The 23590-nt window shown below is 65.4% G+C and carries 29 protein-coding genes and 1 pseudogene; 12 read left to right on the top strand and 18 right to left on the bottom strand.

The features are described 5' to 3' along the window. Positions 1-60: 60 nt before the first annotated feature. The 4 genes from GIW81_RS11935 to hslV all read right to left on the bottom strand — a co-directional run bounded on the left by GIW81_RS11935 (position 61) and on the right by hslV (position 4602). The gene (locus GIW81_RS11935) at positions 61-1131 is read right to left on the bottom strand and encodes a dipeptidase (protein ID WP_154739389.1); all 1071 of its coding nucleotides are present in this window, start codon (positions 1129-1131) and stop codon (positions 61-63) included. Between the two features lie 16 nt (positions 1132-1147). After that, positions 1148-2422: a hypothetical protein gene (locus tag GIW81_RS11930; RefSeq protein WP_154739388.1), complete on the bottom strand. Its 1275-nt coding sequence runs from the start codon at positions 2420-2422 to the stop codon at positions 1148-1150. A gap of 252 nt (positions 2423-2674) precedes the next feature. Next, positions 2675-3991, bottom strand: coding sequence for an ATP-dependent protease ATPase subunit HslU (gene hslU, locus GIW81_RS11925; protein ID WP_154739387.1), 1317 nt, complete (start codon positions 3989-3991; stop codon positions 2675-2677). Between the two features lie 38 nt (positions 3992-4029). Then, the gene (hslV, locus tag GIW81_RS11920) at positions 4030-4602 is read right to left on the bottom strand and encodes an ATP-dependent protease subunit HslV (RefSeq protein ID WP_154739386.1); all 573 of its coding nucleotides are present in this window, start codon (positions 4600-4602) and stop codon (positions 4030-4032) included. Between the two features lie 124 nt (positions 4603-4726). Here hslV and hisB point away from each other — a divergent pair, with 124 nt between their 5' ends. From hisB to hisH, 3 genes are read left to right on the top strand one after another with little or no spacing between them, the layout of a single operon-like run. Continuing rightward, complete coding sequence (gene hisB, locus GIW81_RS11915; RefSeq protein ID WP_229309154.1) at positions 4727-5323, top strand: imidazoleglycerol-phosphate dehydratase HisB; 597 nt, start codon at positions 4727-4729, stop codon at positions 5321-5323. 28 nt (positions 5324-5351) lie between these two features. Then, positions 5352-5864 (top strand): DUF2628 domain-containing protein, encoded by a 513-nt coding sequence (locus tag GIW81_RS11910; protein ID WP_195930520.1) that lies wholly within the window; start codon positions 5352-5354, stop codon positions 5862-5864. A gap of 1 nt (position 5865) precedes the next feature. Beyond that, on the top strand, positions 5866-6519 hold the full coding sequence (hisH, locus tag GIW81_RS11905; RefSeq protein WP_154739383.1) for an imidazole glycerol phosphate synthase subunit HisH: 654 nt from the start codon (positions 5866-5868) through the stop codon (positions 6517-6519). 123 nt (positions 6520-6642) lie between these two features. Here hisH and GIW81_RS11900 read toward each other — a convergent pair whose 3' ends face one another. Further along, positions 6643-7002: a hypothetical protein gene (locus GIW81_RS11900; protein ID WP_154739382.1), complete on the bottom strand. Its 360-nt coding sequence runs from the start codon at positions 7000-7002 to the stop codon at positions 6643-6645. A gap of 15 nt (positions 7003-7017) precedes the next feature. Then, positions 7018-7344: a hypothetical protein gene (locus GIW81_RS11895; RefSeq protein WP_154739381.1), complete on the bottom strand. Its 327-nt coding sequence runs from the start codon at positions 7342-7344 to the stop codon at positions 7018-7020. A gap of 468 nt (positions 7345-7812) precedes the next feature. On the opposite strand from GIW81_RS11895, the pseudogene GIW81_RS19095 reads away from it, so the two are divergent. Beyond that, positions 7813-7890, top strand: a pseudogene (locus GIW81_RS19095) (imidazole glycerol phosphate synthase subunit HisH); the annotation flags it as partial. Positions 7891-7898: 8 nt separating this feature from the next. On the opposite strand, the gene GIW81_RS11885 reads toward GIW81_RS19095, so the two are convergent. Continuing rightward, positions 7899-8810, bottom strand: coding sequence for a LysR family transcriptional regulator (locus GIW81_RS11885; protein WP_154739380.1), 912 nt, complete (start codon positions 8808-8810; stop codon positions 7899-7901). A gap of 108 nt (positions 8811-8918) precedes the next feature. Here GIW81_RS11885 and GIW81_RS11880 point away from each other — a divergent pair, with 108 nt between their 5' ends. Together GIW81_RS11880 and GIW81_RS11875 are read left to right on the top strand one after the other, a co-directional pair. After that, positions 8919-9518, top strand: a complete 600-nt coding sequence (locus tag GIW81_RS11880; RefSeq protein WP_154739379.1) for a glutathione S-transferase family protein — start codon at positions 8919-8921, stop codon at positions 9516-9518. Between the two features lie 42 nt (positions 9519-9560). Beyond that, entirely contained in the window at positions 9561-10169 is a 609-nt protein-coding gene (locus GIW81_RS11875; protein WP_324614991.1) for a pyridoxamine 5'-phosphate oxidase family protein, read from the top strand. An 18-nt stretch (positions 10170-10187) separates the two neighbouring features. On the opposite strand, the gene GIW81_RS11870 is transcribed toward GIW81_RS11875, so the two are convergent. From GIW81_RS11870 to GIW81_RS11860, 3 genes are all read right to left on the bottom strand, one after another. Then, positions 10188-11105 carry a septal ring lytic transglycosylase RlpA family protein gene (locus GIW81_RS11870; RefSeq protein ID WP_229309153.1) on the bottom strand — a complete coding sequence of 306 codons (918 nt, stop codon included), beginning with the start codon at positions 11103-11105 and terminating at the stop codon, positions 10188-10190. Between the two features lie 268 nt (positions 11106-11373). Continuing rightward, positions 11374-11736 carry a hypothetical protein gene (locus GIW81_RS11865; RefSeq protein ID WP_154739377.1) on the bottom strand — a complete coding sequence of 121 codons (363 nt, stop codon included), beginning with the start codon at positions 11734-11736 and terminating at the stop codon, positions 11374-11376. A gap of 174 nt (positions 11737-11910) precedes the next feature. Continuing rightward, positions 11911-12219, bottom strand: a complete 309-nt coding sequence (locus GIW81_RS11860) for a hypothetical protein (RefSeq protein WP_154739376.1) — start codon at positions 12217-12219, stop codon at positions 11911-11913. Between the two features lie 155 nt (positions 12220-12374). Between GIW81_RS11860 and hisA the strand changes: the two genes are divergently transcribed. After that, positions 12375-13106, top strand: coding sequence for a 1-(5-phosphoribosyl)-5-[(5-phosphoribosylamino)methylideneamino]imidazole-4-carboxamide isomerase (hisA, locus tag GIW81_RS11855; RefSeq protein ID WP_324614990.1), 732 nt, complete (start codon positions 12375-12377; stop codon positions 13104-13106). Between the two features lie 31 nt (positions 13107-13137). Here hisA and GIW81_RS11850 read toward each other — a convergent pair whose 3' ends face one another. The 3 genes from GIW81_RS11850 to GIW81_RS11840 form a co-directional block, all read right to left on the bottom strand. Further along, complete coding sequence (locus GIW81_RS11850; protein ID WP_324614989.1) at positions 13138-13872, bottom strand: siderophore-interacting protein; 735 nt, start codon at positions 13870-13872, stop codon at positions 13138-13140. After that, complete coding sequence (locus tag GIW81_RS11845; RefSeq protein WP_154739374.1) at positions 13869-14561, bottom strand: O-methyltransferase; 693 nt, start codon at positions 14559-14561, stop codon at positions 13869-13871. The genes GIW81_RS11850 and GIW81_RS11845 overlap by 4 nt, the downstream gene beginning before the upstream one ends. A gap of 157 nt (positions 14562-14718) precedes the next feature. After that, positions 14719-15540 (bottom strand): AraC family transcriptional regulator, encoded by an 822-nt coding sequence (locus GIW81_RS11840; protein WP_154739666.1) that lies wholly within the window; start codon positions 15538-15540, stop codon positions 14719-14721. 146 nt (positions 15541-15686) lie between these two features. On the opposite strand from GIW81_RS11840, the gene hisF reads away from it, so the two are divergent. Next, positions 15687-16463, top strand: a complete 777-nt coding sequence (hisF, locus tag GIW81_RS11835) for an imidazole glycerol phosphate synthase subunit HisF (RefSeq protein ID WP_154739373.1) — start codon at positions 15687-15689, stop codon at positions 16461-16463. A gap of 9 nt (positions 16464-16472) precedes the next feature. Here the strand turns inward: hisF and GIW81_RS11830 are convergent, their stop codons facing one another. Both GIW81_RS11830 and nth read right to left on the bottom strand, forming a co-directional pair. Further along, complete coding sequence (locus tag GIW81_RS11830) at positions 16473-18278, bottom strand: putative bifunctional diguanylate cyclase/phosphodiesterase (protein WP_154739372.1); 1806 nt, start codon at positions 18276-18278, stop codon at positions 16473-16475. A 259-nt stretch (positions 18279-18537) separates the two neighbouring features. Then, complete coding sequence (nth, locus tag GIW81_RS11825) at positions 18538-19281, bottom strand: endonuclease III (protein ID WP_229309152.1); 744 nt, start codon at positions 19279-19281, stop codon at positions 18538-18540. A gap of 30 nt (positions 19282-19311) precedes the next feature. Here nth and GIW81_RS11820 point away from each other — a divergent pair, with 30 nt between their 5' ends. After that, a complete protein-coding gene (locus GIW81_RS11820) occupies positions 19312-19881 on the top strand; it encodes a DUF2244 domain-containing protein (protein WP_154739371.1) in 570 nt (189 codons plus the stop codon). A gap of 175 nt (positions 19882-20056) precedes the next feature. After that, a complete protein-coding gene (locus tag GIW81_RS11815; RefSeq protein ID WP_154739370.1) occupies positions 20057-20314 on the top strand; it encodes a hypothetical protein in 258 nt (85 codons plus the stop codon). A 58-nt stretch (positions 20315-20372) separates the two neighbouring features. On the opposite strand, the gene GIW81_RS11810 is transcribed toward GIW81_RS11815, so the two are convergent. The 3 genes from GIW81_RS11810 to GIW81_RS11800 are packed head-to-tail and all read right to left on the bottom strand — an operon-like array spanning position 20373 to position 21878. Further along, on the bottom strand, positions 20373-20768 hold the full coding sequence (locus GIW81_RS11810) for a VOC family protein (RefSeq protein ID WP_154739369.1): 396 nt from the start codon (positions 20766-20768) through the stop codon (positions 20373-20375). Positions 20769-20819: 51 nt separating this feature from the next. Then, the gene (gene leuD / locus GIW81_RS11805) at positions 20820-21425 is read right to left on the bottom strand and encodes a 3-isopropylmalate dehydratase small subunit (RefSeq protein ID WP_154739368.1); all 606 of its coding nucleotides are present in this window, start codon (positions 21423-21425) and stop codon (positions 20820-20822) included. Between the two features lie 21 nt (positions 21426-21446). Then, positions 21447-21878: a hypothetical protein gene (locus tag GIW81_RS11800; RefSeq protein WP_154739367.1), complete on the bottom strand. Its 432-nt coding sequence runs from the start codon at positions 21876-21878 to the stop codon at positions 21447-21449. Between the two features lie 197 nt (positions 21879-22075). On the opposite strand from GIW81_RS11800, the gene GIW81_RS19245 reads away from it, so the two are divergent. Continuing rightward, positions 22076-22204, top strand: a complete 129-nt coding sequence (locus GIW81_RS19245) for a hypothetical protein (protein ID WP_267873820.1) — start codon at positions 22076-22078, stop codon at positions 22202-22204. Between the two features lie 151 nt (positions 22205-22355). After that, complete coding sequence (locus tag GIW81_RS11795; protein WP_154739366.1) at positions 22356-23588, top strand: aminotransferase class I/II-fold pyridoxal phosphate-dependent enzyme; 1233 nt, start codon at positions 22356-22358, stop codon at positions 23586-23588. The last annotated feature ends 2 nt before the right edge of the window (positions 23589-23590 follow it).

Here is a 23590-nt window from a genome sequence, read left to right as displayed (position 1 = left end):
CGAATGCGGAAAAAGCACCCCTCATGCGATGACGCATGCGTGATGGACAGCGGTGCGCGCCTACGCCTGCCGTGCGCCCATCGCCTGCTTCAGCACGCGGGCAAAATTGCCGATGGCGATCTTCTCGATGCTCTCGGCGGGGAAGCCCGCTTTCTGCCAGAAACGGACGACCTTCTGCAGATCGGCGTAGCTGGCGATCGCCGGCCGCGAGACCGCATTCATGTCGGTGCCGAACGCGACGTGATCATCGCCCAGCCACTCGCCCAGTTCCCACACGCGCGCGGCGTAGGTCTCCGGCGTGCCGCCGACATCGGCGCGCATCGGCCAGACGCCGACCACGCCGCCCTTGTCGGCAATCAGCTTTGCCGTGTCGTATGAGAGCTGCCGCGCCTGCCACACCGGCATCTTCCAATTGGGCGTGCGCGTGCGCGTCACCGACGAGTGCGACCAGATCACCGGCTGCGCCGCCACGTCCAGCGCGTGGCGCGCGGCCTTGTCGGTGCAGTGGGCGAGGTCGACGAGGATGCCGAGACGATTGCATTCGGCGATCACCTCACGCCCGAGCTCGGTGAGACCGTCGTGCTGCGGTGGCTCGGTCTGGAAGTCGCCCAACGGGTTGTCGATGTAGTGGACGAGCTGCACACTCCGCACGCCCTGCTCGTAGGCGTGCGCCAGCGGCGCGATGCCGTCCTCGACGAAGGTCGCGCCTTCCACCGTCAGCACCACGTGCGGCTCGCCGGCGAGCGCTCTGTCGACGTCCTCCGGCGTCAGCACCAGCTTCAGCTTCTGCCCGTCAAGGTGCTGCTTGATGCGGGCGACGTCGTCCTCGAACCACTTGCCGGCCTCGCCGCGATTGGGCGAGCCCTTCTGCTTGATGCCCTTGCCGGTGATGCGCAGCCAGGGAACGTCGCCGACCAGCGACCAGGCGACGAGCGTGGCGTTGCCGGCCGCCATCGTCGGACCGAGCGGCTTTTGCTCCGGCGAGGCGCCCATTCCGAAGAAGAACAGATGCGAATGCATGTCGCCGATATAGACGCCGCTCGCCTTCGGCCCCTCGGCGCGCAGCGGCGGGGCGAGCGCGCAGGAGGCGGCGAGCGCTCCCTGCACGAACCGCCGGCGATCGATGTGCATATTGCGACGCTTCCGCCTACTCGATGAAGATCGTCGCCACGTAGTCCATGCTGCGGTTGTTGTTGTCGGGCGGCAGCAGCGTGTTGATGAGGAACGACGTCGGCGAATAGTTTTCGGCGATGCCGGCCCAGTTGAAGCCGGTGCCGATGAGGCGCGCGCGCCAGTTCTGCCACATGCGGCCAGTCATGCCGACGTAGTAGCCCTTGAGCTTCGCGAACTGCGGCTGCATCTGCTCGGCGACCGTGCGATGGCCGACCGACATCTTCGACATGCCGGCGGGGTTCTCGACGAAGATGCTGTCGATCAGCGGCTTACGCACGTCGTCGGGCAGCTCCATCGGGTCAATGACCAGCAGCGGACCGTCGGCGAGGCCGGAGTAGGAGTTGCGGCCGTGCGTCGGCAGGACATTGCCCGTCGCATTCATCGGCTCCATCGGTTCCTTCACGCACGACGGTACGCGGCTGCCCTTGAAGGCTTCCGCGTCCTTCGCCGGGTCGCAGTTGCGCAGCGATAGCAGCGACCAAACGAACTCCGAGCAGTACATGTCGAGCGGCTTGCCGGAGGAATTGCCCTGGCCGAGCGCGATCTGGCCGAACGTCTTCACGAAGTCGAGCGGCCGCCCCGGCTGATACTTCGGCTTGTTGTAGTCCTGGTTGAAGCTGATCTGGCTCGGGTAGACCTTGCCGGCGCTGGCGTTGAGCTTCGTCGCCCAGGCGAGCAGGTTCGCCTTCTGCGCATCAGTGAGGTTGCGCGGGCGGATGATGTGCAGGAAGTTGAGCGTTCGGTAGTGCGAGCTCGTCAGGTTGCCGGGGCCGACGTACTCGGCGTCCATCGGGTTGTCGAGATTGCGCAGGTTGCCGCTCTTGTCGACGTAGGCGAACCCCGTGTGCGAAATGCCCATTTGGATGTTGGGATAGGCGCCGGCGCCGCCCCACTCCGAGCGGAACGTCAGCATGATGTCGCCGGTCTGCAAAAGACCGCTCTTGCCGAGGCGAGCCGAAAGGCCGGAGCGCTTGGCGACGACGAGGCGCAGGCCGACGTCGCCCTTCGCCTTGATGCCGTCGGGGTGCTTGAACTCGACGAGCTTGTCGGTCGTCTTGATGTCGGGGAGCTTCGCCCAGGTGCTCTTCGGCACGGCGAAGTAGACGGGGATCTTCAGCTTCTTGGCGAGATCGGCGTTCGACTTCTCATTGTAGGTGAAGTCGGCGGCGCTGGCCGCCTGCGAGCCGGCAGCGAAAAGCGCAGCGGCGCAGCAAAGCGCGGCGACGGTAAACTTGTTCTGCAAAGGCATTGGAAACGTCTCCCCCAGACAGTTTTGACTGCTGGCTTAGCATGGCACCGATCGGCCCCCAACAATTTGCCGTCCGATTGCGGCGCCCTCGGGATAGTGCAGGCAGAGGGTTGCCCTGCCTTGGCGCCCAGACGCCCGCAGCCGCGGCCGCGCAGCGCTAAATCCCCTTGTCTTTCCGCGGCCTGCCCGTCGCTGGTCATCCCGGAGACAAGCCCCCGGGATAACAATTCGAGACGAGCGCCGTGACCGGCCCTACAGGATGAACTTGGAGAGGTCGGCGTTCTTGGCGAGATCGCCGATGCGCGCATTTACGTAGGCGGCATCGATGATCACCGACTGCCCGCCGCGGTCGGAGGCATCGAATGAGATCTCGTCGAGCACCCGCTCCATCACCGTCTGCAGCCGGCGCGCCCCGATGTTCTCCACGGTGGAGTTGACCAGAACCGCCGCGTCGGCGATCGCATCGATGGCGCTCGGCTCGAAGTTGATCGCGAAGCCCTCCGTCGCCATCAGCGCCACGTACTGCTTGATGAGGCTCGCCTCCGGCTCGGTGAGGATGCGGCGCATGTCCTCCCGCGTCAGCGGCTTCAGCTCGACGCGAATGGGCAGGCGCCCCTGCAGCTCCGGCAGCAGGTCAGAGGGCTTGGCCACATGGAACGCGCCCGAAGCGATGAACAGCACGTGGTCGGTCTTCACCGGCCCGTACTTGGTCGACACCGTGGTGCCCTCGATGAGCGGCAGGAGATCGCGCTGCACGCCTTCGCGCGAGACGTCGCCGCCAATACGCCCGGCGTCCGAGCGCGAGCAGATCTTGTCGATCTCGTCGAGGAACACGATGCCATTGTTCTCGACCGCGTGAATCGCCTCGCCGGTCAGCGCCTCGTTGTCGATGAGCTTGTCGCCCTCCTCGCCGATCAGCAGGTCGTAGCTGGCGGAGACGGTGACCCGGCGCGGCTTGGTGCGGCCCCCGAAAGCCTTGCCCAGCATGTCGCCGATGTTGACGGCGCCGATGGACGTGCCCGGGGCGCCCGGAATATCGAACATCGGGAAGCCGGCCCCCGGCGAATCCGAAACCTGGATCTCGATCTCCTTGTCGTTGAGCTCGCCGGTGCGCAGCTTCTTGCGGAAGGATTCGCGCGTCGCCGGCGACGCGCCTGGCCCGACGAGCGCATCGAGCACCCGCTCCTCGGCGTTTTTCTCCGCCCGCGTGCGCACGTCCTTGCGCTTCACGTCCTTGACCAGCGCCAGCGCCACCTCGACGAGATCGCGAATGATCGAATCGACGTCGCGGCCGACATAGCCGACCTCGGTGAACTTGGTCGCCTCGATCTTGATGAACGGCGCGCCGGCAAGCTTGGCCAGGCGGCGCGAGATCTCCGTTTTGCCGACGCCCGTCGGCCCGATCATCAGGATGTTCTTCGGCAGCACCTCTTCCTTGAGGTCGCCGGTGAGCTGCTGACGCCGCCAGCGGTTGCGCAGCGCGATCGCCACGGCGCGCTTGGCGTCATTCTGGCCGACGATGTAGCGGTCGAGCTCGGAAACGATCTCGCGGGGAGAGAAGCTGGTCATAGGATCGAAGGGGCCTCTGCTGCGCGCGCCGTCGCCGCTCAACGGCTGGACGGCAGGCTTTCGATGACGACGTTGTCGTTGGTGTAGACACAGATCTCGGCGGCGATCGCCATCGCCTTGCGGGCAATCGCCTCGGCGTCGAGCGGCTGGTCGAGCAGCGCCCGCGCCGCGGCGAGCGCATAGTTGCCGCCCGAGCCGATGCCCATGACATGCCGCTCAGGCTCCAGGACGTCGCCCGTGCCGGTCAGCACCAGCGTCGTCTCCGCGTCGGCGACCAGCATCATGGCTTCCAGCCGGCGCAGGTAGCGGTCGGTGCGCCAGTCCTTGGCGAGCTCCACGCAGGCGCGGGTGAGCTGCCCCGGGTACTGCTCGAGCTTGGCTTCCAGCCGCTCGAACAGGGTGAAGGCGTCCGCCGTCGCCCCGGCAAAGCCGCCGATAACGCCCCCTTTGCCGAGGGTGCGGACCTTGCGGGCATTGGCCTTGATGATGGTGGCGCCGAGGCTGACCTGGCCGTCGCCGGCGATGACGACACGACCATCTTTACGAATGGTCAGTATAGTCGTGGCGTGCCAGGAGCGCGGCTCGTCCGCGTGTGGGCCGGAGGTTTGCATTGCATTAGCATCCAGGCTGCGGGTTTATCGGCCCGCGAGCCGCAGGATGCGGCTCTGGAACGGCAGGGTCCAAGCTGATAAACGCTCGGTTCCAACGAGGCAAGTAAAGCCGAAGAGGGCGCATTTGAAGCGGCAGGCGACAATTTCCCGCAAGACCAAGGAGACCGAGATCACGGCCACCGTCGATCTCGACGGGTCGGGCGTATTCGACGTTTCGACCGGCATCGGCTTTCTCGATCACATGTTGGAGCAGCTCGCCCGCCATTCAATGATCGACATCACCCTGAAGGCGAAGGGCGACCTGCATATCGATTTCCACCACACGGCGGAAGACACCGGCATCGTGCTCGGCCAGGCGGTCGCCAAGGCCCTCGGCGACAAGAAGGGCATCACCCGCTACGCCGACGTGCACCTGCCGATGGACGAGACGCTGACGCGCGTCTGCATCGATGTGTCCGGCCGCCCGTATCTCATCTGGAAGGTCGAGTTTTCGAAGCCGAAAGTCGGCGAGATGGACACCGAGCTGTTCCGCGAGTGGTTCCAGGCCTTCGCGCAGAACGCCGGCATCACGCTGCACATCGAGAACCTGTACGGCGAGAACAACCATCACATCGCCGAGACTTGCTATAAGGGCCTTGCGCGCGCGCTCCGGGCGGCGACCGAGCCCGACGCGCGCCAGGCGGGCCGCGTGCCTTCGACGAAGGGCACGTTGGCGAGCTGAGTCACATCAACTGCGCATGAGGACCGGCGTGGTCACCTACACCGTCTATGAGCCGCCCCACGCCTCCGCCAACCGGCTGGAGAGCGCCGAGCAGCTCGTCTTCGTGAAGGACGGCTACACCATCATCGGCGCGCTGTTGCCGCCAATCTGGCTCCTGGCGAAGCGCATGTGGCTGGAATTCGCAGTTTACATCGGCGGCTCCGGCCTCCTCGTCTGGGCGCTGACCTCCGCGGGCGCGACGGAGCTCGCCAACGTCCTCGTGCTCATCATCCAGATCGTGTTCGGCTTCGAGGCCGGCGCGCTGTACGGCGCGGCGCTGGAGCGGCGGGGCTGGCGGCTCGTCGGCACCGTGACCGGGCGTGGCCAGGAGGACAGCGAGCGGCGCTTCCTCGAGGTGTGGCTGCCGACCCGCACCGAGATCCCGCCGGCGCCGCTGGGTGCCGCCACGCCGGCCGCACCGTCATGGACCGCGACCGCGCTGACCCGTGCCAAAGAGACAATCGTGCGCGGCCGGCGCGCGTGGGCGGGGGCGCAAACCTAGAATGCAGCGCGTCGCTATCATCGACTACGGCTCCGGCAACCTTCACTCCGCGGCCAAGGCCTTTGAGCGGGCGGCGCGCGAGAGCGACGCCGACGCCTTGATCACCGTCACCGCCGATCCGAAGATCGTCGCCGCCGCCGATCGCATCGTGCTGCCGGGCGTCGGCGCGTTCGCCGACTGCAAGCGCGGGCTCGAAGCCGTTCCCGGCATGCGCGCCACGCTGGAAGAGGCCGTGCGCGGCAAGGGCCGGCCGTTCCTCGGCATCTGCGTCGGCATGCAGCTCATGGCGACGCGCGGGCTGGAGTTCGAAGTGACCGACGGCCTCGGCTGGATCGCCGGCGAGGTGCGCCATATCGAGCCCACCGACAAGACGCTGAAGATCCCGCACATGGGCTGGAACACGCTGAAGACCGTCACGCCGCACGCGTTGCTCGACGGCATCCCCACCGGGCCGAACGGCCTGCACGCCTACTTCGTGCACTCCTTCCACTTCGTGCCGGAGGACGCCGCGGCCGTGGTGGCGCAGACGGACTACGGTGGACCGGTCACGGCGATGATCGCGGCGGGCAACGTCGCCGGCACGCAATTCCACCCCGAGAAGAGCCAGACCCTCGGCCTGAAGCTGATCGCCAACTTCCTCAACTGGCGCCCGTGATCGGCGCCGCACAACGGCTCAGAGCGCGGTGGCGCAGACAACGCCAAGCAGCGCAATGATTGCTCGTCGGTTGTCGGCCTGCTGACTGATGTAATGAGCCTTTTCAACAGGCCCAGGCCGGATTCACGCGGCCCAGACGGCGGCGAGTTGCAGGAGCTGTCCCATGAAGATGAACCACAGTCCCGTTGAACCCTCGAAGAACAGCCAGTTGCGCAGGCCTGTCCTGATGGGGGTGTCCGGGTTGTCGATGATCTCACGGGTGATGCGCGAGGGCGGCCCACCCGGCCACTTCTCCTCGTCGCCGTACTCGCGGATGATCCGCGCGAAGACGCCGCTAACCTCCAACTGCACGAGGCCCGCGATGTCGAACAGCAGGCCCGCCGTGCTCAGCCAATGCGCCGGGTCGCCGATGAACACCATCGCCAGCGACCCCGCGATGAGCGCCAGCAATGGATAGAGCAGCAGCCGACGCTTATTCCACACGATCCACCACCTAGGTTAGCGCCAGTTCTCGACCAGCATCTCAAAGATGTGGCTGCCGACGCCGTGGCACATGCCGATCAGCACCGCGCCGACAATCCCGACCACCCTCGTCCACCACCACGCCGAATGCCCGCGCCTCTCCGGTGGAGGCGGCGGCGCGGTGTGCTTGATGAGGAGCGGCTTCTTCGGCGGCTTGGGCGCGGGGCGCGGCACCAAGTCGGCCAGCGACACCTTGTAAGGTGGTCCCCGTCCTTCCCCGACCTTGATGTGGAGCGCGTGCTCCTCCTCGTCGTAACGCGTCGGATTTGGCCGGCGGGATCTTCTGTCTTCCGTGGTGGGCATGCGAGCGAAAACCTCAAAACAAAACCGCAGCGCGACCCCCGACGCGCGCTTTCAATATGCCTGCAAGATTCCCTTGGCAACACCGATTCCGCGCGGATTTGAGCGACAAAATATCGGCGTTTCATTCTGGACTGGCGCGCGGCTTTTGTCGGTGAATATGCGGATTGAACTTCCCCGCGTATCACCGAGACGGGGCGCGATTTTTCCCGAGCCGAGCGCAGCAACGACATCAAAGCGACCCGCGTCTCCCGCCAGAACTTCTTAACTTCTGAAATGGCTCGCGGCGATTCCGTGGCGCTCAACTGTTGCCCGATCACCGCGCGGGAAACAGCGTCAACGCCAGTCACCGGCCGAAACTTCGTCTGCGATGTTCTGCTTGGCGCCCCGCGCCACGACGTACACCGCGCCCAAGATCGCGGCGAAAGCTTCCCGTCCGTCGCGAGGACTAGCTCTCCTTAGGTCCGTGGGGGCACGCAGTTCCACCCCGAGAAGAGCCAGACCCTCGGCCTGAAGCTGATCGCCAACTTCCTCAACTGGCGGCCTTAGCTCATCTCCTACCTTGCTCGAGACTGGTGGTGCTGGCGAAGACGCGCGGCGGCGAATTCGACGAAGCGTTTCACGCGCGGCGTATCCGAGCGCGTGGCCCGGTAAACGAGATTGATCGGAATGGCAGTGTCCTCGAACTGCTGCAGAAGCGGCACAAGTTGTCCGGCCCGGATCGCCGCCTCGGCCTGATACGACAGCACGCGCACGACGCCGACGCCGGAGATCGCAGCGTCGACGGCCGCCTCGGCCGTATTGACGTTGAGGCGGGGATGAACGCGTACGGCCTTGCGGCCGTGGCGTTTGCTCTTGAACACCCAGCGAGAGCCGCCCTGCATGAGACCGCTGAAGGTGATGCATGGCCGATCCGCGAGATCGGACGGCGAGGAGGGGATGGCGCGGCCCTTCAGCAAGCGCGGCGCTGCGCCGGCCACGAGGCGCAATGATCCAACGCGCTGCGCCAGGAGGCCCGAATCCCGCAGATCCCCGATGCGAACCGCGACGTCGATGTCTTCCTCGACAAGATCGATGTTGCGATCGGACAGCAGCAGTCGCGCGTCGAGGCGAGGGTGGGTCGAAAGAAATTCGGCGACAAGCGGCACAATTTGCAGGCGCCCGAAGCTGACGGGCGCGGTGATCGCGATAGTCCCGGCAAGTTCCTCGGACTGACCCGCTATCCGGCCCTCCGACGCCTCGAGCGTTTCGATCACGTGGCGGCAAGCATCCAGGTAGTCGCGTCCTGCCGCTGTGAGCGCCATCCGGCGCGTGGTTCGCTCGATGAGTACGCAGTCGAGCTGCCCTTCCAGCTGCGCAAGCAGCCGGCTGATATTGGCCAGCGGTGCGCCCATACGGCGTGCCGCCGCCGACAGGCTGCCTGCGTCAGCTACCGCGATGAACGCCTTCATGGCGCGGAAGTGGTCCATATTATTCTTCCATTTTTCGCAAAGATCTTTCCCGCTATTCCTGACTAGCGCATCAATCGCCGAAGCGCCAGTTAGGTCCCCGGGGACAACTCAATTCAGGAACGCGACATGGCCGCCAAGCTCTATGACCTCGAGCTATCCGGGAATTGCTACAAAGTGCGGCTGTTGGCAGCGCTGCTCGGCGTGCCGCTCGATATCGTCCCGGTGGATTTTCTCGGCGGCGCGCACAAGAAGCCGCCGCTCGTCGACCTCAATGCCTTCGGCGAGCTTCCGACCTTCGAGGACGACGGCCTGGCGCTGCGCGACAGCCAGGCGATCCTCGTCTACATGGCGCGGAAGTGGGGCGGCGAAAGCTGGCTGCCGACGGATGCTGCGGGGCTCGCGCTTGTAACGGCGTGGCTGATGGTGGCCGAGAACGAGATCGCACGGGGGCCCAATGACGCGCGGTTGCACGACAAGTTCGGCTACAAGCTCGATATTCAACGCGCCCGCAGCAACACGGCGCACGTTCTCGGGCTCATGGAGAACCACCTGGCCCGCGCCACCTGGCTGGCGCTCGACCGCGTGACGATCGCGGACATCGCGTGCATGCCGTATGTCGCGCTCAGTCACGAAGGCGGCGTCTCGGCCGATGACTATCCGGCGGTCGCTGCCTGGGTCCAGCGTGTGAAGGCGCTGCCGGGCTTCGTCGGCATGCCCGGGATTTGACGCCGCTGCCGGCGACTCTCATCTCGAACAGGAGTGGCGATCGTGGCGCAACCCGTTTCCGACATTGCATTCACGCCGTCGGTGAAAGCCGCGCAAGAGCGGAACGGCTCACGCGCTCAGTATGCACGCATGGAGCAGGCGAAGGGCTGGGCAAGCGCAGTTACGCCCGACCTTGCCGCGCAGATCGGCGCCGCGCGCTCGTTCTATCTCGGCACCGCGAGCGCCGAAGGTCAGCCTTACATTCAGCATCGCGGCGGACCGCCTGGTTTTCTCCGGGTGTTGGACGAGCGGACGCTCGCTTTCGCGGATCTTTCGGGAAACCGGCAATACATCACGACGGGCAATCTCGCCGAGAACCCGCGCGCCTTCATTTTCATCATGGATTACGCACGGCGTCGCCGGGTGAAGATCTGGGGTCGTGCCCGGGTGGTCGAGGGCGATGACGAACTGCTGGCGCGGTTGCGTCCATCGCAAGGCAGCGGCGTTGCGGAACGCGTCATCTTGTTCGAGATCGAGGCCTGGGACCGCAACTGCCCGCAGCACATCCCTCAGCTTGTCGCCGTCGAAGACGTGCAGGCGGCGGTGCTGGCGCTTCAGGAGCGCATCGCTACGCTCGAAGCGGAGCTCGCACGGGCGCGAGCGGGCGGGTAGGACGTGCTCCCTCGCGGACTAGTTGCCGGCGGCCGGTGCACTTGCCGGCAGCAGATACCGCAGCAGACGTGACGTGAAGTCTGTCGGTGCGTCGGCTTCTGCCGGTGACTGCTGGGCCATGAAGTCGGCCCGGCTCACGAGCCGCGGTCCCTCTACAAGCTGCACTTCCCGACTGGCGAGACGCGGGCCCTGCACGAGCCGCGGGCCGGGGCTCGCCGGCCGCGGGGGCGCGCGCAATATCACGAGCTCGCTTGCGAGCGATGGCGACACCGCGAGCTGCGGCCGCGGCACCAGTTCATTCTCCAGCGCCGCAACTTCCGCCGTCCCCGCCGTGTCGTCGACAAGCTCCTCACCCTCGCGCAGGTCAAAGCGAACCTCGGCCGTCTCGATCGCAGCATCGACGGTCGCGAACTTGCCGAGGTAGCCCGGAACGAGTGGGTACACGCGCCTTCTTGCGTAGCTCGCCTCGGCCTTGGTCGGCGATTGCAGGACGCTGATGACCAGCCCGGCAACGCCCTGCTTGCGGAAGCCGAGCTTATCTGCAGCGGCGCGCGATACGTCGAGCTTGCGCTCTCCGCTATACGGGCCGGCGTTGGTGACGCGCAGCACGGAGGCGTCGCCGGTTTTCGGATTGTAGGCGAGAATGACGGTGCCGTCCGGCAGCAGCGGGCTCGCGGCGTTGTCGGGGAGATCGGCGCGGAAGACGGCGCCCGAGCTCGTCAGCCCGCAGGGATTCAACCGGTCACGATGACAGCTGTCGTAGTAGGAAGCCTGCACGTAGCCGCGCCAGCCCACGAGCGTATCGGTCTGCGCCAGCGAGCCGACGCGGTGACAATAACCGTGGAAGCAGTAGCGGCTGCCGGGAGATTTGGCATCCGCCGTCGGCACGGCCATGGCGCTGACGATGAAGGTCGCGGCGCCGACTAAAGCCGGCAACCCAACCCGCCAACCCGTGATCAAATGCGAGCCTGTTGCAAGCAGCGGAAGCGTCTCCCGTGGCATGTGACGCGGGCCGATTCGCCAAGACCGATTTTCCGACTTGCGAGACAATGGTGGCAAATTTTTGAGCAGGCTCGTTCCCGCCAGGCTCGGCAAGCAGCCATGCAGCCCGGTCGCCGCCCAAAAAACAAAACGGGGCCCGGCTGCGGACCGGGCCCCGAACTCTTACGCAAACGCTTCACGCATTACCGGAGGGAGAGAGAACTCAGCACGCTTCGGCGAGTGGCAGCTCCTGCTGGTCGTCGATAAAGGGCTTCGGCATCGGGAAGGCGAGGACGTTGGAATCGCCGCCCATATCGACGCCGGCGCGCCGCTGGCGGAACCAGCGCAGCGCCGTGTTGGTCAGCACCGCCTCGTCGCGGGTCGCCTGGATGAGCAGGCCGTCATCGGGATCGAGTGCGCCGCGCAGCTGCGCCTCGATCTCTTCCTCCGTCGCGTCGGTGCGCACGTACCAGGTCTGCTCGAGCGGGCGCGCCCAAGAATTGCCGATGGCCATGATGTGATGCGCGAGGACGTGCTTGTTACGGTGTGGCTGGGCCAGGTCGTAGGAAATGATGAGGGTGCGCATGGCGGGATTTCTCCTGGCTGTGGCTTCACGGGGGGAGACGCGAAACTAGCTCCGGATTGCGCTGCATTTGCGGCTGGAACGTAGGGAGAACATCGCACGAATCAGCGGGTCTGTCCAGCGTTTGTTCTCATCTTGTTCCTGGCTGTTCCTGGCCGTGGCCCGGCGCAGCAGCAACTATTCGAACATCGCCAGCTGGTCGGGATGGGGGGCGCGAACGTGGCGCGCGTGGGGTCCGAAATCGACCCGGTCGATGAGCCCCGGATAGCGGGCCGCGAACAGCTCCAGCGCCTTCTTCCTGGCCCCCGCGAACCGCTCCTCGCCCCAGATCTCGTACAGGCGGCGCGGGTCGCAGCCGTAGCGGTTGACGAGATCCTTGCGGCGGATGCGCAGCCAGCGAGCGATCCAGATGTCGACCGCGTCCGCCTCGGTGAGCGGACGGCGCGCAAGCGCGGCGGGTACGGTCTGCAGGAACGCTACGGCCATCGTCGGTACGCGGGTGCTCCGCTGTTGCGCGCGGCCTTGACTTATAGAGCCGCTCAACCTCTATCGCCGACAATAACAGCGAACTCATGGCTGCGGTTCAAGCGGAGCGCGACTTCGCATCCACGCAGCCGCTCAACCGCCACGCGAGGCCCGCCGTGATTCTTTTCCCCGCCATCGATCTCAAAGACGGGAAATGCGTGCGCCTCAAGCTCGGCGACATGAACCAGGCGACGGTCTTCAGCGACGACCCGGGCGCCCAGGCACGCGCTTTCCAGGATCAGGGCTTCACGTACCTGCACATCGTCGACTTGAACGGCGCCTTCGCCGGCGAGCCGGTCAACCAGGACGCGGTCGATTCCATCCTCAAGGCGATCGACATCCCCGCCCAGCTCGGTGGCGGCATCCGCGACATGGAGACGATCGAGAAGTGGATCGACACGGGCATCGATCGCGTCATTCTCGGCACCGCCGCCGTGCGCGATCCCGAGCTGGTGCTCCGTGCCTGCGTCGAATATCCGGGCCGCATCGCCGTCGGCATCGACGCCAAGGGCGGCAAGGTGGCGGTCGAAGGCTGGGCGGAGACGTCCGAGCTCACCGGCGAGGAGCTGGCCAAGCGCTTCGAGGACGCCGGCGTCGCCGCCATCATCTACACCGACATCGAGCGCGACGGTATCTTGAAGGGCCTCAACCTCGAGGCCACCGCCAAGCTGGCGCGGGCGACGAAAATCCCCGTCATTGCCTCGGGCGGGCTCGCCTCCATCGACGACGTCAAAGCCTTGCTGCAGCCCGAGTATGCGATGCTCGAAGGGGCGATCACCGGCCGGGCGCTTTACGACGGCCGGATCGACCCGAAAGCCGCCCTGGCCCTGCTCGCCGCGACCACCTGAACCTCGCAAATTCTACCGGGACATCGACGCTCTAGTCCAAACCGACTTTGCCCGGCGCCCAATAGGCCTTGGTCTTCACCCGCGATGCTACGACGCCGGCTGCTCGCAGGGCCCGGTTCACGCGCTGGATCGACGATGCCTTGCCTGTAAGAACGAAATGCACGCCGCCGCTTGCGGCAAAGCGCAATACCTGTGCTTCGGCCGCGGCGAGATGGGCGTCATCGGCGCTGCGCTCGATCAGCGTCGCTTGGCCGAGACCGATCTCCTCCAGCACCGGCCGCGACTCGGAGACATCCGAGACCTCGAACACATGGATCGGATCGGCACCCATCGCCGCCGCCAGGCCGAACGAGGTCTCATCGCCGAACAGGACCACCGGTGATTCAAGGCTGGCCAAAGTGGGGCCCGATAGATCGAGAGAGCGGCGCGGACCGAAGAACTGGCACGTGTCGCCTTCGCGCAGATCGCTTGCCCATCGGCTGCCGGGACCCTCGCCATGCGCGAAGGTGAGCAGTCGCATCCTGCCGCTGTCGGCGTCCCACGACATCGGCGTGTAGGTCCGCGCGCTAAGGCCCGAGCCCATCGATATCTGGACCTTTTGGCCAGGCGTCCAAGCGATGTGCCTCAGCGCTTCCCCTTCCAGATCGACCAGCCGGAAGCGGGGCGAGAGCGTCTCGACTGCGGCAACGCGCGCCGGACGCATGAACCATCGCAGCAACGTCAGCGTCAATCGACCCGGCGGAGGCGGCGCCGCCGCGCCGGTCACTTGGTCCTCACCGTGAGTTCGTTGCCGCGGCTGGGATTGAACGGCAGTGGCAGCGAGAGATACCCGTTTTGCGGATCGCGCACGTACTCGATGTAGCCGCACGCTTGCTCGAACGCGTTCTCGCCGATGATCACCGCGCCGGGCCTCAGGTGCGGCTCGAGCAGCTTGAGGATGGGAAGGTAGAGGGTGAAGGCGCCGTCGAGCATCACCATGTCGATGTCGCCGCCGACGCCGGGTTGGAGCGTTTCCCGCGCATCGCCGACACGGATCTCGACCAGATCGGCCAGCTCGGCGGCGGCGACGTTCGCCTGTGCCCGCTCGGCCTTGCTAGGCTCGAGCTCGGTCCCGATCAGGCGCCCACCGCCCATGTCGCGCAACGCAGCCGCCAGGTAGATGGCGGAAATTCCCATCGAGGAGCCGAACTCGACAATGCGCTTGGCTCGGCAGCTGCGGGCGCACATGTAGAGGAATCGCCCGAACTCCGGCGAAACCGCCAGGAAATTGCCGGCGAGGCCCTCATAGACCGCTTTCAAATCCTTGGTCTCTGCTTCGATGAACTGGCCGATCACATCGTCGAGATTGGTCCCCTCGCTCATGTGGGTCTGCATCAGCGGCGCGTCGGTCGCTTCCGCTTCCTGATGGAGGCGCTGAAGAACCTCCGCGACCGCGCCGCTGCTGATTGAATCCATGTTTCGGTCCCCTCGAACGTGCCGGCGGCCCATCCCGCCGTCAGCGTCGGAGCCTGGATACGCAATCGCCCGCATGGCTGCATTCCGCCAACGGGACAATAAATTGCGATTTCTGGTCACGGCCCGCGAAGGGAATTTGTCCGAAGGCGGCGAGCGATCACGCGGCGTTCCGGCGTTCCGCCAGATAACGGGCGGGCGGCTTGCCCAGGGCTTTGCGGAACATGGTGACGAAGGCGCTCGCGCTCTCGTAACCGAGATCGAGCGCCACGCTCTGCACCGACGCCCCCTGGTCGAGACGCTGCAGCGCAATGAGGATGTGGAGCTGCTGGCGCCAGCGGCCGAAGCTCATGCCGGTCTCGCGTTTCAGCGCGCGGGTCAAGGTCCGCGGAGCGACGGCCATTCGCCGGGCCCACTCGTCGATCGTCGCGCGGTCGGAGGGTTCGGTCATCATCGCGGCGGCGATCTTGCGCAGCTTGGCGTCGGCCGGCATCGGGAAGTTGAGCTTCTCGACCGGCGCCAGGGATAGTTGGTCGAGCAGAACAGCGGCGATGCGGCCGTCGGCGCCATCGACATCGTAGAGGAGCGGAATCTGGGTGACGTGCAGCAGCAGACGTTCCAGCAACGGCGAGATCGACAGCGTGCAGCATTGCCTGGGCAGCACCGGCGCCGCATCCGGTTCGACCAACAGGACGTAGACCTCGACGTCTCCGGCGAAGGTCGCGCTGTGGGGAACATTGTCGGGAATCCATAATGCGCAGCGCGGCGGCACGATCCAGACGCCTTGGTCGGCTTCGCACCTGACGACGCCCCGCAAGGTCAGAATAAGCTCGGCTTTCCGGTGTGCGTGCGTGGCCAGCTCCATGCCTTTCGTAACCATGGTGCCGCCGACGGCGACGACGGCGCGCGGCACGTCGTCTGGAGCGAAATCGACACCATCGGCGAAGTCGAGGTCGTTTTCCTCGACACGATAGAACGGCATGGCGGGCAACTCTGATCAGACTGCGACATTCAGCACAGGGGGCCCCGTTTTCAGCCGGCGTTGCCCCACCGCTCAAACATCTACGATGGAACCCTGAATGTCGATCAGTCCTAGACCGCCGGCCCGCCGCCCGCTAACGATCGCGCATGCTGAAAACCCGCGTCATCCCCTGCCTCGACGTTAAAGACGGCCGCGTCGTCAAAGGCGTCAATTTCGTCGACCTGATCGATGCCGGCGACCCGGTCGAGTCGGCTGCCGCCTACGACGCCGCCGGGGCCGATGAATTGTGCTTCCTCGACATCACGGCGAGCCACGAGAACCGTGACAACATCTTCCACGTCGTCGAGCAGACGGCCGAGCGCTGCTTCATGCCGCTCACCGTCGGCGGCGGCGTGCGCACGGTGGAGGACATCGGCCGTCTGCTCAACGCCGGCGCCGACAAGGTGTCGATCAACACCGCGGCGGTGAAGAACCGGCAGTTCGTCAAGGAGGCGTCGGAGAAGTTCGGCGCCCAGTGCATCGTCGTCGCCATCGACGCCAAGCGCGTCTCCCAGGTCGACGAGCCGAACCGGTGGGAGATCTTCACGCACGGCGGTCGCACGCCGACTGGCATCGATGCCGTGCAATTCGCCAAGGACGTGACTGCGCTCGGCGCCGGCGAGATCCTGCTCACGTCGATGGACCGCGACGGCACCAAGGCCGGCTTCGACCTCGAGCTGACGCGCGCTGTCTCCGACGCCGTCACCATTCCGGTCATCGCCTCGGGCGGCGTCGGCAATCTCGATCATCTCGTCGAGGGCATCACGCAGGGCCACGCGAGCGCCGTGCTCGCCGCGTCGATCTTCCATTTCGGGACGCACTCGATCTCGGAAGCCAAGCGCTACATGGCGGAAGCCGGCATCGCCGTGAGGCCCGCCGGCTAACCCTGCACTTCACGCGGCGTGCGAATGGCGCAGCGCGCACTCCGACAGCACCGCGGCGAGCTCGCTCACCGGCACCGGCCGGCCGATGTAGAAGCCCTGCGCCTTGTTGCAGCCGGCGCGCACCACGGTGTTGAGCTCGTCCAGCGTCTCGACGCCTTCCGCAACGCTCGTCATGCCGAGCGTGTCGGCAAGCGTGGCGACGGCCTTCACGATCGCCGCGTTCTCATTGCGGCCGGGCATCTCCCGCACCAGGCGCTTGTCGATCTTCACCTTGTCGAACGGGAACGAGCGCAACGAGCTAAGCGAGCCAGTCGCCTTGCCGAAGTTGTCGAGCGTGATGCCGACGCCGATACGATGCAGCTCCTCCAGCGTGCAGCGCATCTTGCCCTTGTCGCGTTCGATCAGCGCCTCGCTGATCTCGAGTTCGAGCCGCGACGGCGCGAGATCTGCATCGGCCAGCGCCTTCTTGACGACGTTGATAAGATCGCCGCTCTCGAACTGCAACAGCGACAGGTTTACCGTGACGGTGAGCTCCTCGGCCCAGCGGGTCACGTCGTGGCACGCCTGGGTGAGCACCCAACGTCCGATGTCGACGATGGCCCCGGTCTTCTCGGCGAGCGGCAGAAATTCCGAGGGCGGGATCAGCCCGCTGCGCGGATGCTGCCAGCGCAGGAGCGCCTCGCAACTCGTCACGTGATGCGTACGCAGGCTGAGGATCGGCTGATAGTGCAGCTCGAACTGCTCGCGCCGCAGAGCCGCCTGAATGTCGGCCTCCATGCGCCTCTGTGCATCGACGTGACGTCCGCAGCCGCGGCGATAGATTTCAAAGCCGCGGCGGCCGGCGGTTTTCACGTTGTAGAGCGCGATATCGGCGTTCTTCAGAAGCTCGTCCGGCGTCTTGCCATGCGCCGGCGCCCGCACGATGCCGAGGCTGGCGCTGATCGTGATCGGCTGCCCGAGAATGTTGTAGGTCCTGCCGATCGACCCCAGCACGCGCTTGGCCAACCGCTCGCACTGCTCCGTGCGGCCACCGCCGGTCTGGATGATGGCGAACTCGTCGCCGCCAAGCCGGGCGAGGAAGTCCGACTTGCGTATGCTGGCCCGCAGCCGCTGGGCCACGGCCTTCAGAAGCGCATCGCCGATCGGATGGCCATAGGTGTCGTTGACCTCTTTAAACTCATCGAGGTCGATCCAGTGCAGGGCCAGCGACTGCCCTTTCGGTAGCGCTTTCAACGCCTTCTCGAAGGTCTGGCGGAAGTGGAAGCGATTGGCGACGCCGGTCAGCGCATCGTGATGCGCGAGCCACTCTATCCGCTCCTCGGCGCGTCGCTTCTCGGTGATGTCCTCTTGGATGTCGACCCAGCCGCCGTCGGCGAGCGGTTGATAGGTGACGAGCAAGGTGCGCCCGCAGCGCAGATGCTGAACTTGCGAGAACGGGCTGCCTACCGCGATCTTCACAAGGTGATCGTCCAGCCACTTGGAGAAGTTCGCTTCTTCCCCGCTTTGCTCGCGACCGCTTTCGTGACGCAAGTGATAGCTCACGATCTCCGTCAGCGGGGTGCCGGGACGCGTCAGCTCCTCGGGCAGCGAGTATATCTGGCGATAGCTGTTGTTGCAGACGATCAGCCGCTGCTCGCGGTCGAACATGGAGAGACCGCGCACCATGTTGTTGAGTGCGATCTCGAACCAAGCGTTAAGCTGCTCGAGCGAGCGCTTCTGCTCCAACAGCAGATCGGCGCGTAGACCTTCGGTGAAGTGATCCGGAGGATCCCCGGCCTCGTAATCCGCACGAGCGGTTTCGGGTTTTCTACCCATAGAAAAGTGTGCCCCTCCACAACGCAAACGTCTGTGGCCCAATGAGGCGGACGATACGAAGCGATCCGTATTCGGTAGCTTAAGCCGGCCGGCGGGCTTTCACCTAAATCTCGATGATCGCGGTAACCTTTGAGGCTGCGAGCCGTCTGGCTGACCCTTGATAAACCAGCGTCTTTCATCGGCTCGTCAGGCGAGGCGTTAACGCCTAAGCAGTCCGCAGTCCTCTATAGCAATCACATATTGTGTCGACCGACTTACCTCAGTTTGAACACGGCGTTTTAGCCTCGAACAGGCACAAATCACGGATGCTGCAACTAGGACATTCCGGGCGGCGCGCCTTGCAGACGTAGCGGCCGTGCAGGATGAGCCAATGGTGGGCATGCAAAGCATATTCGGCGGGAATGACGCGCAGCAGGTCCTCCTCGACCTCGAGCGGCGTGCGCCCGCGCGACAGGCCGGTGCGGTTGGCAACGCGAAACACGTGCGTGTCGACGGCCATCGTCGGCTCGCCGAACGCCACGTTCATGACGACGTTTGCCGTCTTGCGGCCGACCCCGGGGAGGGCCTCGAGCGCGGCGCGATCGCGCGGAACGTTGCCGCCGTGGTTGGCGATAAGCTGGCGCGATAGCTCGAGCACGTTGCGCGCCTTGTTGCGGTAGAGGCCGATCGTCTTGATGAACTCGCGGATTCCCGCTTCGTCGAGACGCACCATCTTCTCGGGCGTGTCGGCAATCTTAAATAGCGCGCGCGTCGCCTTGTTGACGCCGGCATCCGTCGACTGCGCCGACAGCACGACGGCAACGAGCAGCGTGAACGGATTGACGTACTCGAGCTCGCTCTTCGGATGCGGGTCGGCGGCTTCGAGACGGCGGAATATCTCGGCAATTGCGGGCTTGCTGAGCCGCGTGCGCCGCGGCATGGCCGGCGCTCGCGTCGGCTTCGACGACGGGCCGTGGCGCCCGGCGGGTTTCGCACTCTTGGTCGCTTTCCCAAGGGTCTTCATATTGGCCGCCCCCCGCGCTAGGCTTGCCACATGAGCGAAAACCAGGAGCCAAAACAAGCGCCGATCGCGCCCCCTCCGGATTCCGCTGCGCATGACATTGCGTCCGATGCGCCCTCGAATGCGCCCCGGCCGTTTCGCGTCGTGCTCTATCCGCATCGCTCGCTGGGACCGACCGGCTTTCTGATCCTCATGTCCGCCGTCGGCGGCGTCAGCTTCGTCACCGGGATGGTGTTCCTGATGATGGGCGCCTGGCCGGTCATGGGATTCTTCGGCCTCGACGCCGCGCTGGTCTACGTCGCGTTCAGGCTCAACTACAGGTCGGGGCGCCTCTATGAAACCGTCGAGCTGACGCGCGAGACGCTGACGGTCACGCGCGTGCATCCCTCGGGCGACCGGGAGAGCTTCGACTTCAATCCCTATTGGGTGCGCGTCCGCCTCGCCGAGGGACCGCAAGGGCGCAACGACCTGCGGCTCACCTCCCACGGCCGCGAGTTCGCGTTCGGCCGCTTCCTCACCGACGACGAGCGCCGCGAGGTCTCCCAAGTGCTCGCCGGCGCCCTCGCCCAGACTCGCGTCGGGCCCGACGTGAAATCGGCGTGAAATGAAGGTTCATGCACCGGTTCATGAGGCGCATGCACATTCGATGCAAATGCATGCAATTTGACGGAATTTCGCTTCAAACACGCATGCCCCACCAAGCGTGAAAGCAACCCCCGACGGGTAACCTTAAGGCAGCCGGGAAATCCGGCATGAGGTTCAGGTGTCGGAGGGGAATATGCGTGCTCTTGTCATCGCCGCGCTGCTGGCCGGAGCAATCCTGCCGGTCGTCGGCACTCAGTCGGCGGAAGCCGGCCGGTCGTACCGCGCACCGCGGAGCGACTGCAAGCCGTACAATGGTCCGTTCGGCTTCTACGGCAACATCTGGTGCGATCCGGGCGAGGCGTCCTACCTGCGCAATCTCGGTGCGCAGTGGCCGCAGAAAGTTCCGAAGTCGCTGCGCTCGCCGAAGTACTCGTCGAACTACGACTGGTAAGGCCAGGACTGCGTCGCGAAATTAAAGAGCCCGCACGTTGCGCGGGCTCTTTGCTTTTTTACTGGAAGCGGCCGCCGCGCTGCAGGACCTCGATCTTATAGCCGTCGGGATCCTCGATGAAAAAGAAGGTGCCGAACGGCTTGCCGTCGTGCGCCATCTGCTTGATGTCCTTCGGCGCCAACCCGACAGACTTCATGCGCGCGTGCTCGGCGGCGAGGTCATCGACGACAAACGCCATGTGCCCGTAGCCGTCGCCCAGTGAGTAGGGCTCGGCGCGTCCTTTGTTGACGGTGAGCTCCACCTCGAACGGCGATTGCGCGCCCTTCATGTAGATCAGCGTGAAGTCCGGGAAGTCGACGCGCTCGGAAATCTCCAGACCGAATGCCTTGCGATAGAAGTCGACGCTGCGCGCCTCCTCGTTCACACGCACCATCATATGGATCGGCTTGGCCATGGTGCCGCTGTCCTCCCTGGCTTATTTTTTGATTTGCCTTCGAAAGTCGTCTTACAGCCACGGGCGCGCCGTGGCCGCCGATTGCTCGAACTTCTCGATCGATTGCTTCTTCTCGAGCGTCAGGCCGATGGCGTCGAGCCCGTTGAGCAGGCAATGCTTGCGGAACGGGTCGATGTCGAACTTGATCACGCCGCCGTCGGGGCCGCGGATCTCTTGGCTTTCCAGATCGACCGTGAGGGTCGCATTTGCGCCGCGGCCGGCGTCGTCCATCAGCTTGTCGACCTCTGCCTGCGGCAGCTTGATCGGCAGAATGCCGTTCTGGAAGCAGTTGTTGTAGAAGATGTCGGCGAAGTCCGGCGCGATGATGCAGCGAATGCCGAAGTCGAGGAGCGACCACGGCGCGTGCTCGCGCGAGGAGCCGCAGCCGAAGTTCTCGCCGGTGACGAGGATCGTCGCCTTGCGATAGGCCGGCTGATTGAGCACGAAGTCCGATACCTCCTTGCCCTGCTCGTCATAGCGCATCTCGTAGAACAGGCTCTTGCCGAGCCCGGTGCGCTTGATCGTCTTCAGGAACTGCTTGGGGATGATCATGTCCGTGTCGATGTTGCGCAACGGCAGCGGCGCGGCGACTCCGGTGAGGGTGGTGAACTTGTCCATGCTCTCGCTCTTTCAGCGCCTTCACATTCTGAGGCCGTCCGCGAGGGCACGGAAATAACCCTCGGCCGAGGCCAGGCGATCCAGGTGGATGGGCTTGTGGCCGGCAACCACGCTTTTGTGCAGCTCGCCCGGCCGAAGCAGCTCTAGGCGCCTTTTAACCCCCGCCAGCTTGCGCCCGTCAAGGTGATGCTCCAGCGCGCCGACCATCGTCTCGATGTAGCCGCTGATGCGGCCAAGCTCACGGACCGCTTGCGCGCAGGCTCTGCGGTCGCTCGGTGCGGCCTCTAGATGGCGCAGGGCTTCCCCGGCCCGCTCTAGGGTCGCCGCGATCTTTTCCGCGTAGCCGGCAACCCGCGTCCGGCGCACCTCGTCCAGGCCGGCGAGCGTGGTGAGCCAGCAATGGACCGTCTCGGCGATCGAAAGCAGGCAGCGGGCGTAGTCGGAGAGGGGCAAGGGCGTGAGGCTCCGGGGCTGCCGGGATCATAAGGCAGGCCACCGGTGACGGGGATTTCCAGGCCTTATCCGAGACCTGCATCCTGCCCCGCCCGCCAATCCGCGCCGAACTGGCCAATCGTCCACCTTTTCTTAACCAAAAGAATTCACCCTCCGGGACAGGCCCCTGGCTGTCTAATTCGTGTTCGGAGATGCGTATGTACCGAGTTCTCGTCGCCGTCCTTTTGGGCGCCCTAGCAGTTGCCGTAACGGGCTGCACCGGCTCGCTCCGCCTCGGCAGCAACATCCCCGTGGTCTCTGCCGGGCATTCCGCCACCCACGCCTGATCAGACCGCGCACCCTAGCGACGAACGTGGGCCGCAAACTCGGCTGGCACGCCGCGAGACTGTAGATCTCTGCCTGTAGACGCTGCATCCCGCCGCCGGTATTTGGCTGCGGGCTGCTTGGCGTCGGGCAGCGATGCTTCAGGGTCCGCCCATGTCCTCGCACGTCGGCACTACGTCATCAGGTCTCGCGGCGCTTACCAGCGGCGCCGTGCTGTCGCCGTTCACGCAGTTGCGCAAGCTCTTGGGCGCGACGCCGGCAGGTCATGCGGAGGCGATCGATCTGACGATCGGCGAACCACGCGAGCCCATGCCGCCGTTCGTCGTCGACAGGCTCGTCGAGGCAGCGTCGAGCTATGCGAACTATCCGCCCATCCGCGGCACGACGGAGCTGCGTGAGGCGATTTCCGGTTGGGCCGCGCGCCGCTACGGAAGTGCTGCGGCGCCGGACCCCGAGCGCGAAGTTTTGCCCATAAATGGCTCGCGCGAAGGGCTTTTCCTTGCGGCGCTACCCGCCGCCGGCCGCAAGCAGGTGCGCGGTCAGCCGGCCATCCTGATGTGCAATCCGTACTACAGCGCCTACATCGGCGGCGCGCTCGCCGCCAACGCCGAGCCCGTCTATCTCAACGCCACGGCGGCGACCGGCCATCTGCCCGATCTCGAAGAGCTCGCGCAGGACAGGCCGCTGCTCGAACGCACCGTGGCACTCTACCTTTGCTCGCCGGCGAACCCGCAGGGCGCAGTGGCGAGCGCCGCTTACATCGCCCGCGCGCTCGAGCTCGCGCGCACCTACGACTTCCTGCTGTTCTTCGACGAGTGCTATTCGGAAATCTACTCGGCCGCGCCACCGCCGGGCGCCCTGCAGGTCGCCGCCACAACGCCGGATCGCTTTGCCAATCTCGTCGTCTTCAACTCGCTGTCGAAGCGCTCGAACCTGCCCGGCTTGCGCTCGGGATTCTGTGCCGGCGACCCAGGCTTCATCGAGACGTTCGCCGAACTGCGCAACATGGTCGCCCCGCAGATGCCGGGTCCCACCCAGCATGCGTCGGCGGCAGTGTGGGCGGACGAGACGCACGTCGAGGCGAACCGCGCCGCCTACCGGCAAAAATACGAGGTCTGCGACTTCGTCCTCGGCAACAAATACGGTTACCGCCGACCGGCCGGCGGGTTCTTCCTGTGGCTCGATGTAAGCAACTTTGGGGGCGCCGCTCAGGCAACAGTAACCTTATGGCAACGCGCAGGTGTCAAGGTTCTACCCGGTGCCTTCCTGGCGCAAGTCGGACGCGATGGGACCAATCCGGGAGCGAACTACCTGCGCCTGGCTTTGGTCCGCGACGCGGCGACCGTCGGAGAGGCGCTCGAACGATTAGTAGTAGTATTTGCGTAACA

It is taken from the genome of Hyphomicrobium album, from assembly GCF_009708035.1.
GTDB lineage: Bacteria > Pseudomonadota > Alphaproteobacteria > Rhizobiales > Hyphomicrobiaceae > Hyphomicrobium_A > Hyphomicrobium_A album.
Note: the sequence above shows the minus strand (reverse complement) of the source record. Positions and strands in the feature narration are given on the sequence as shown.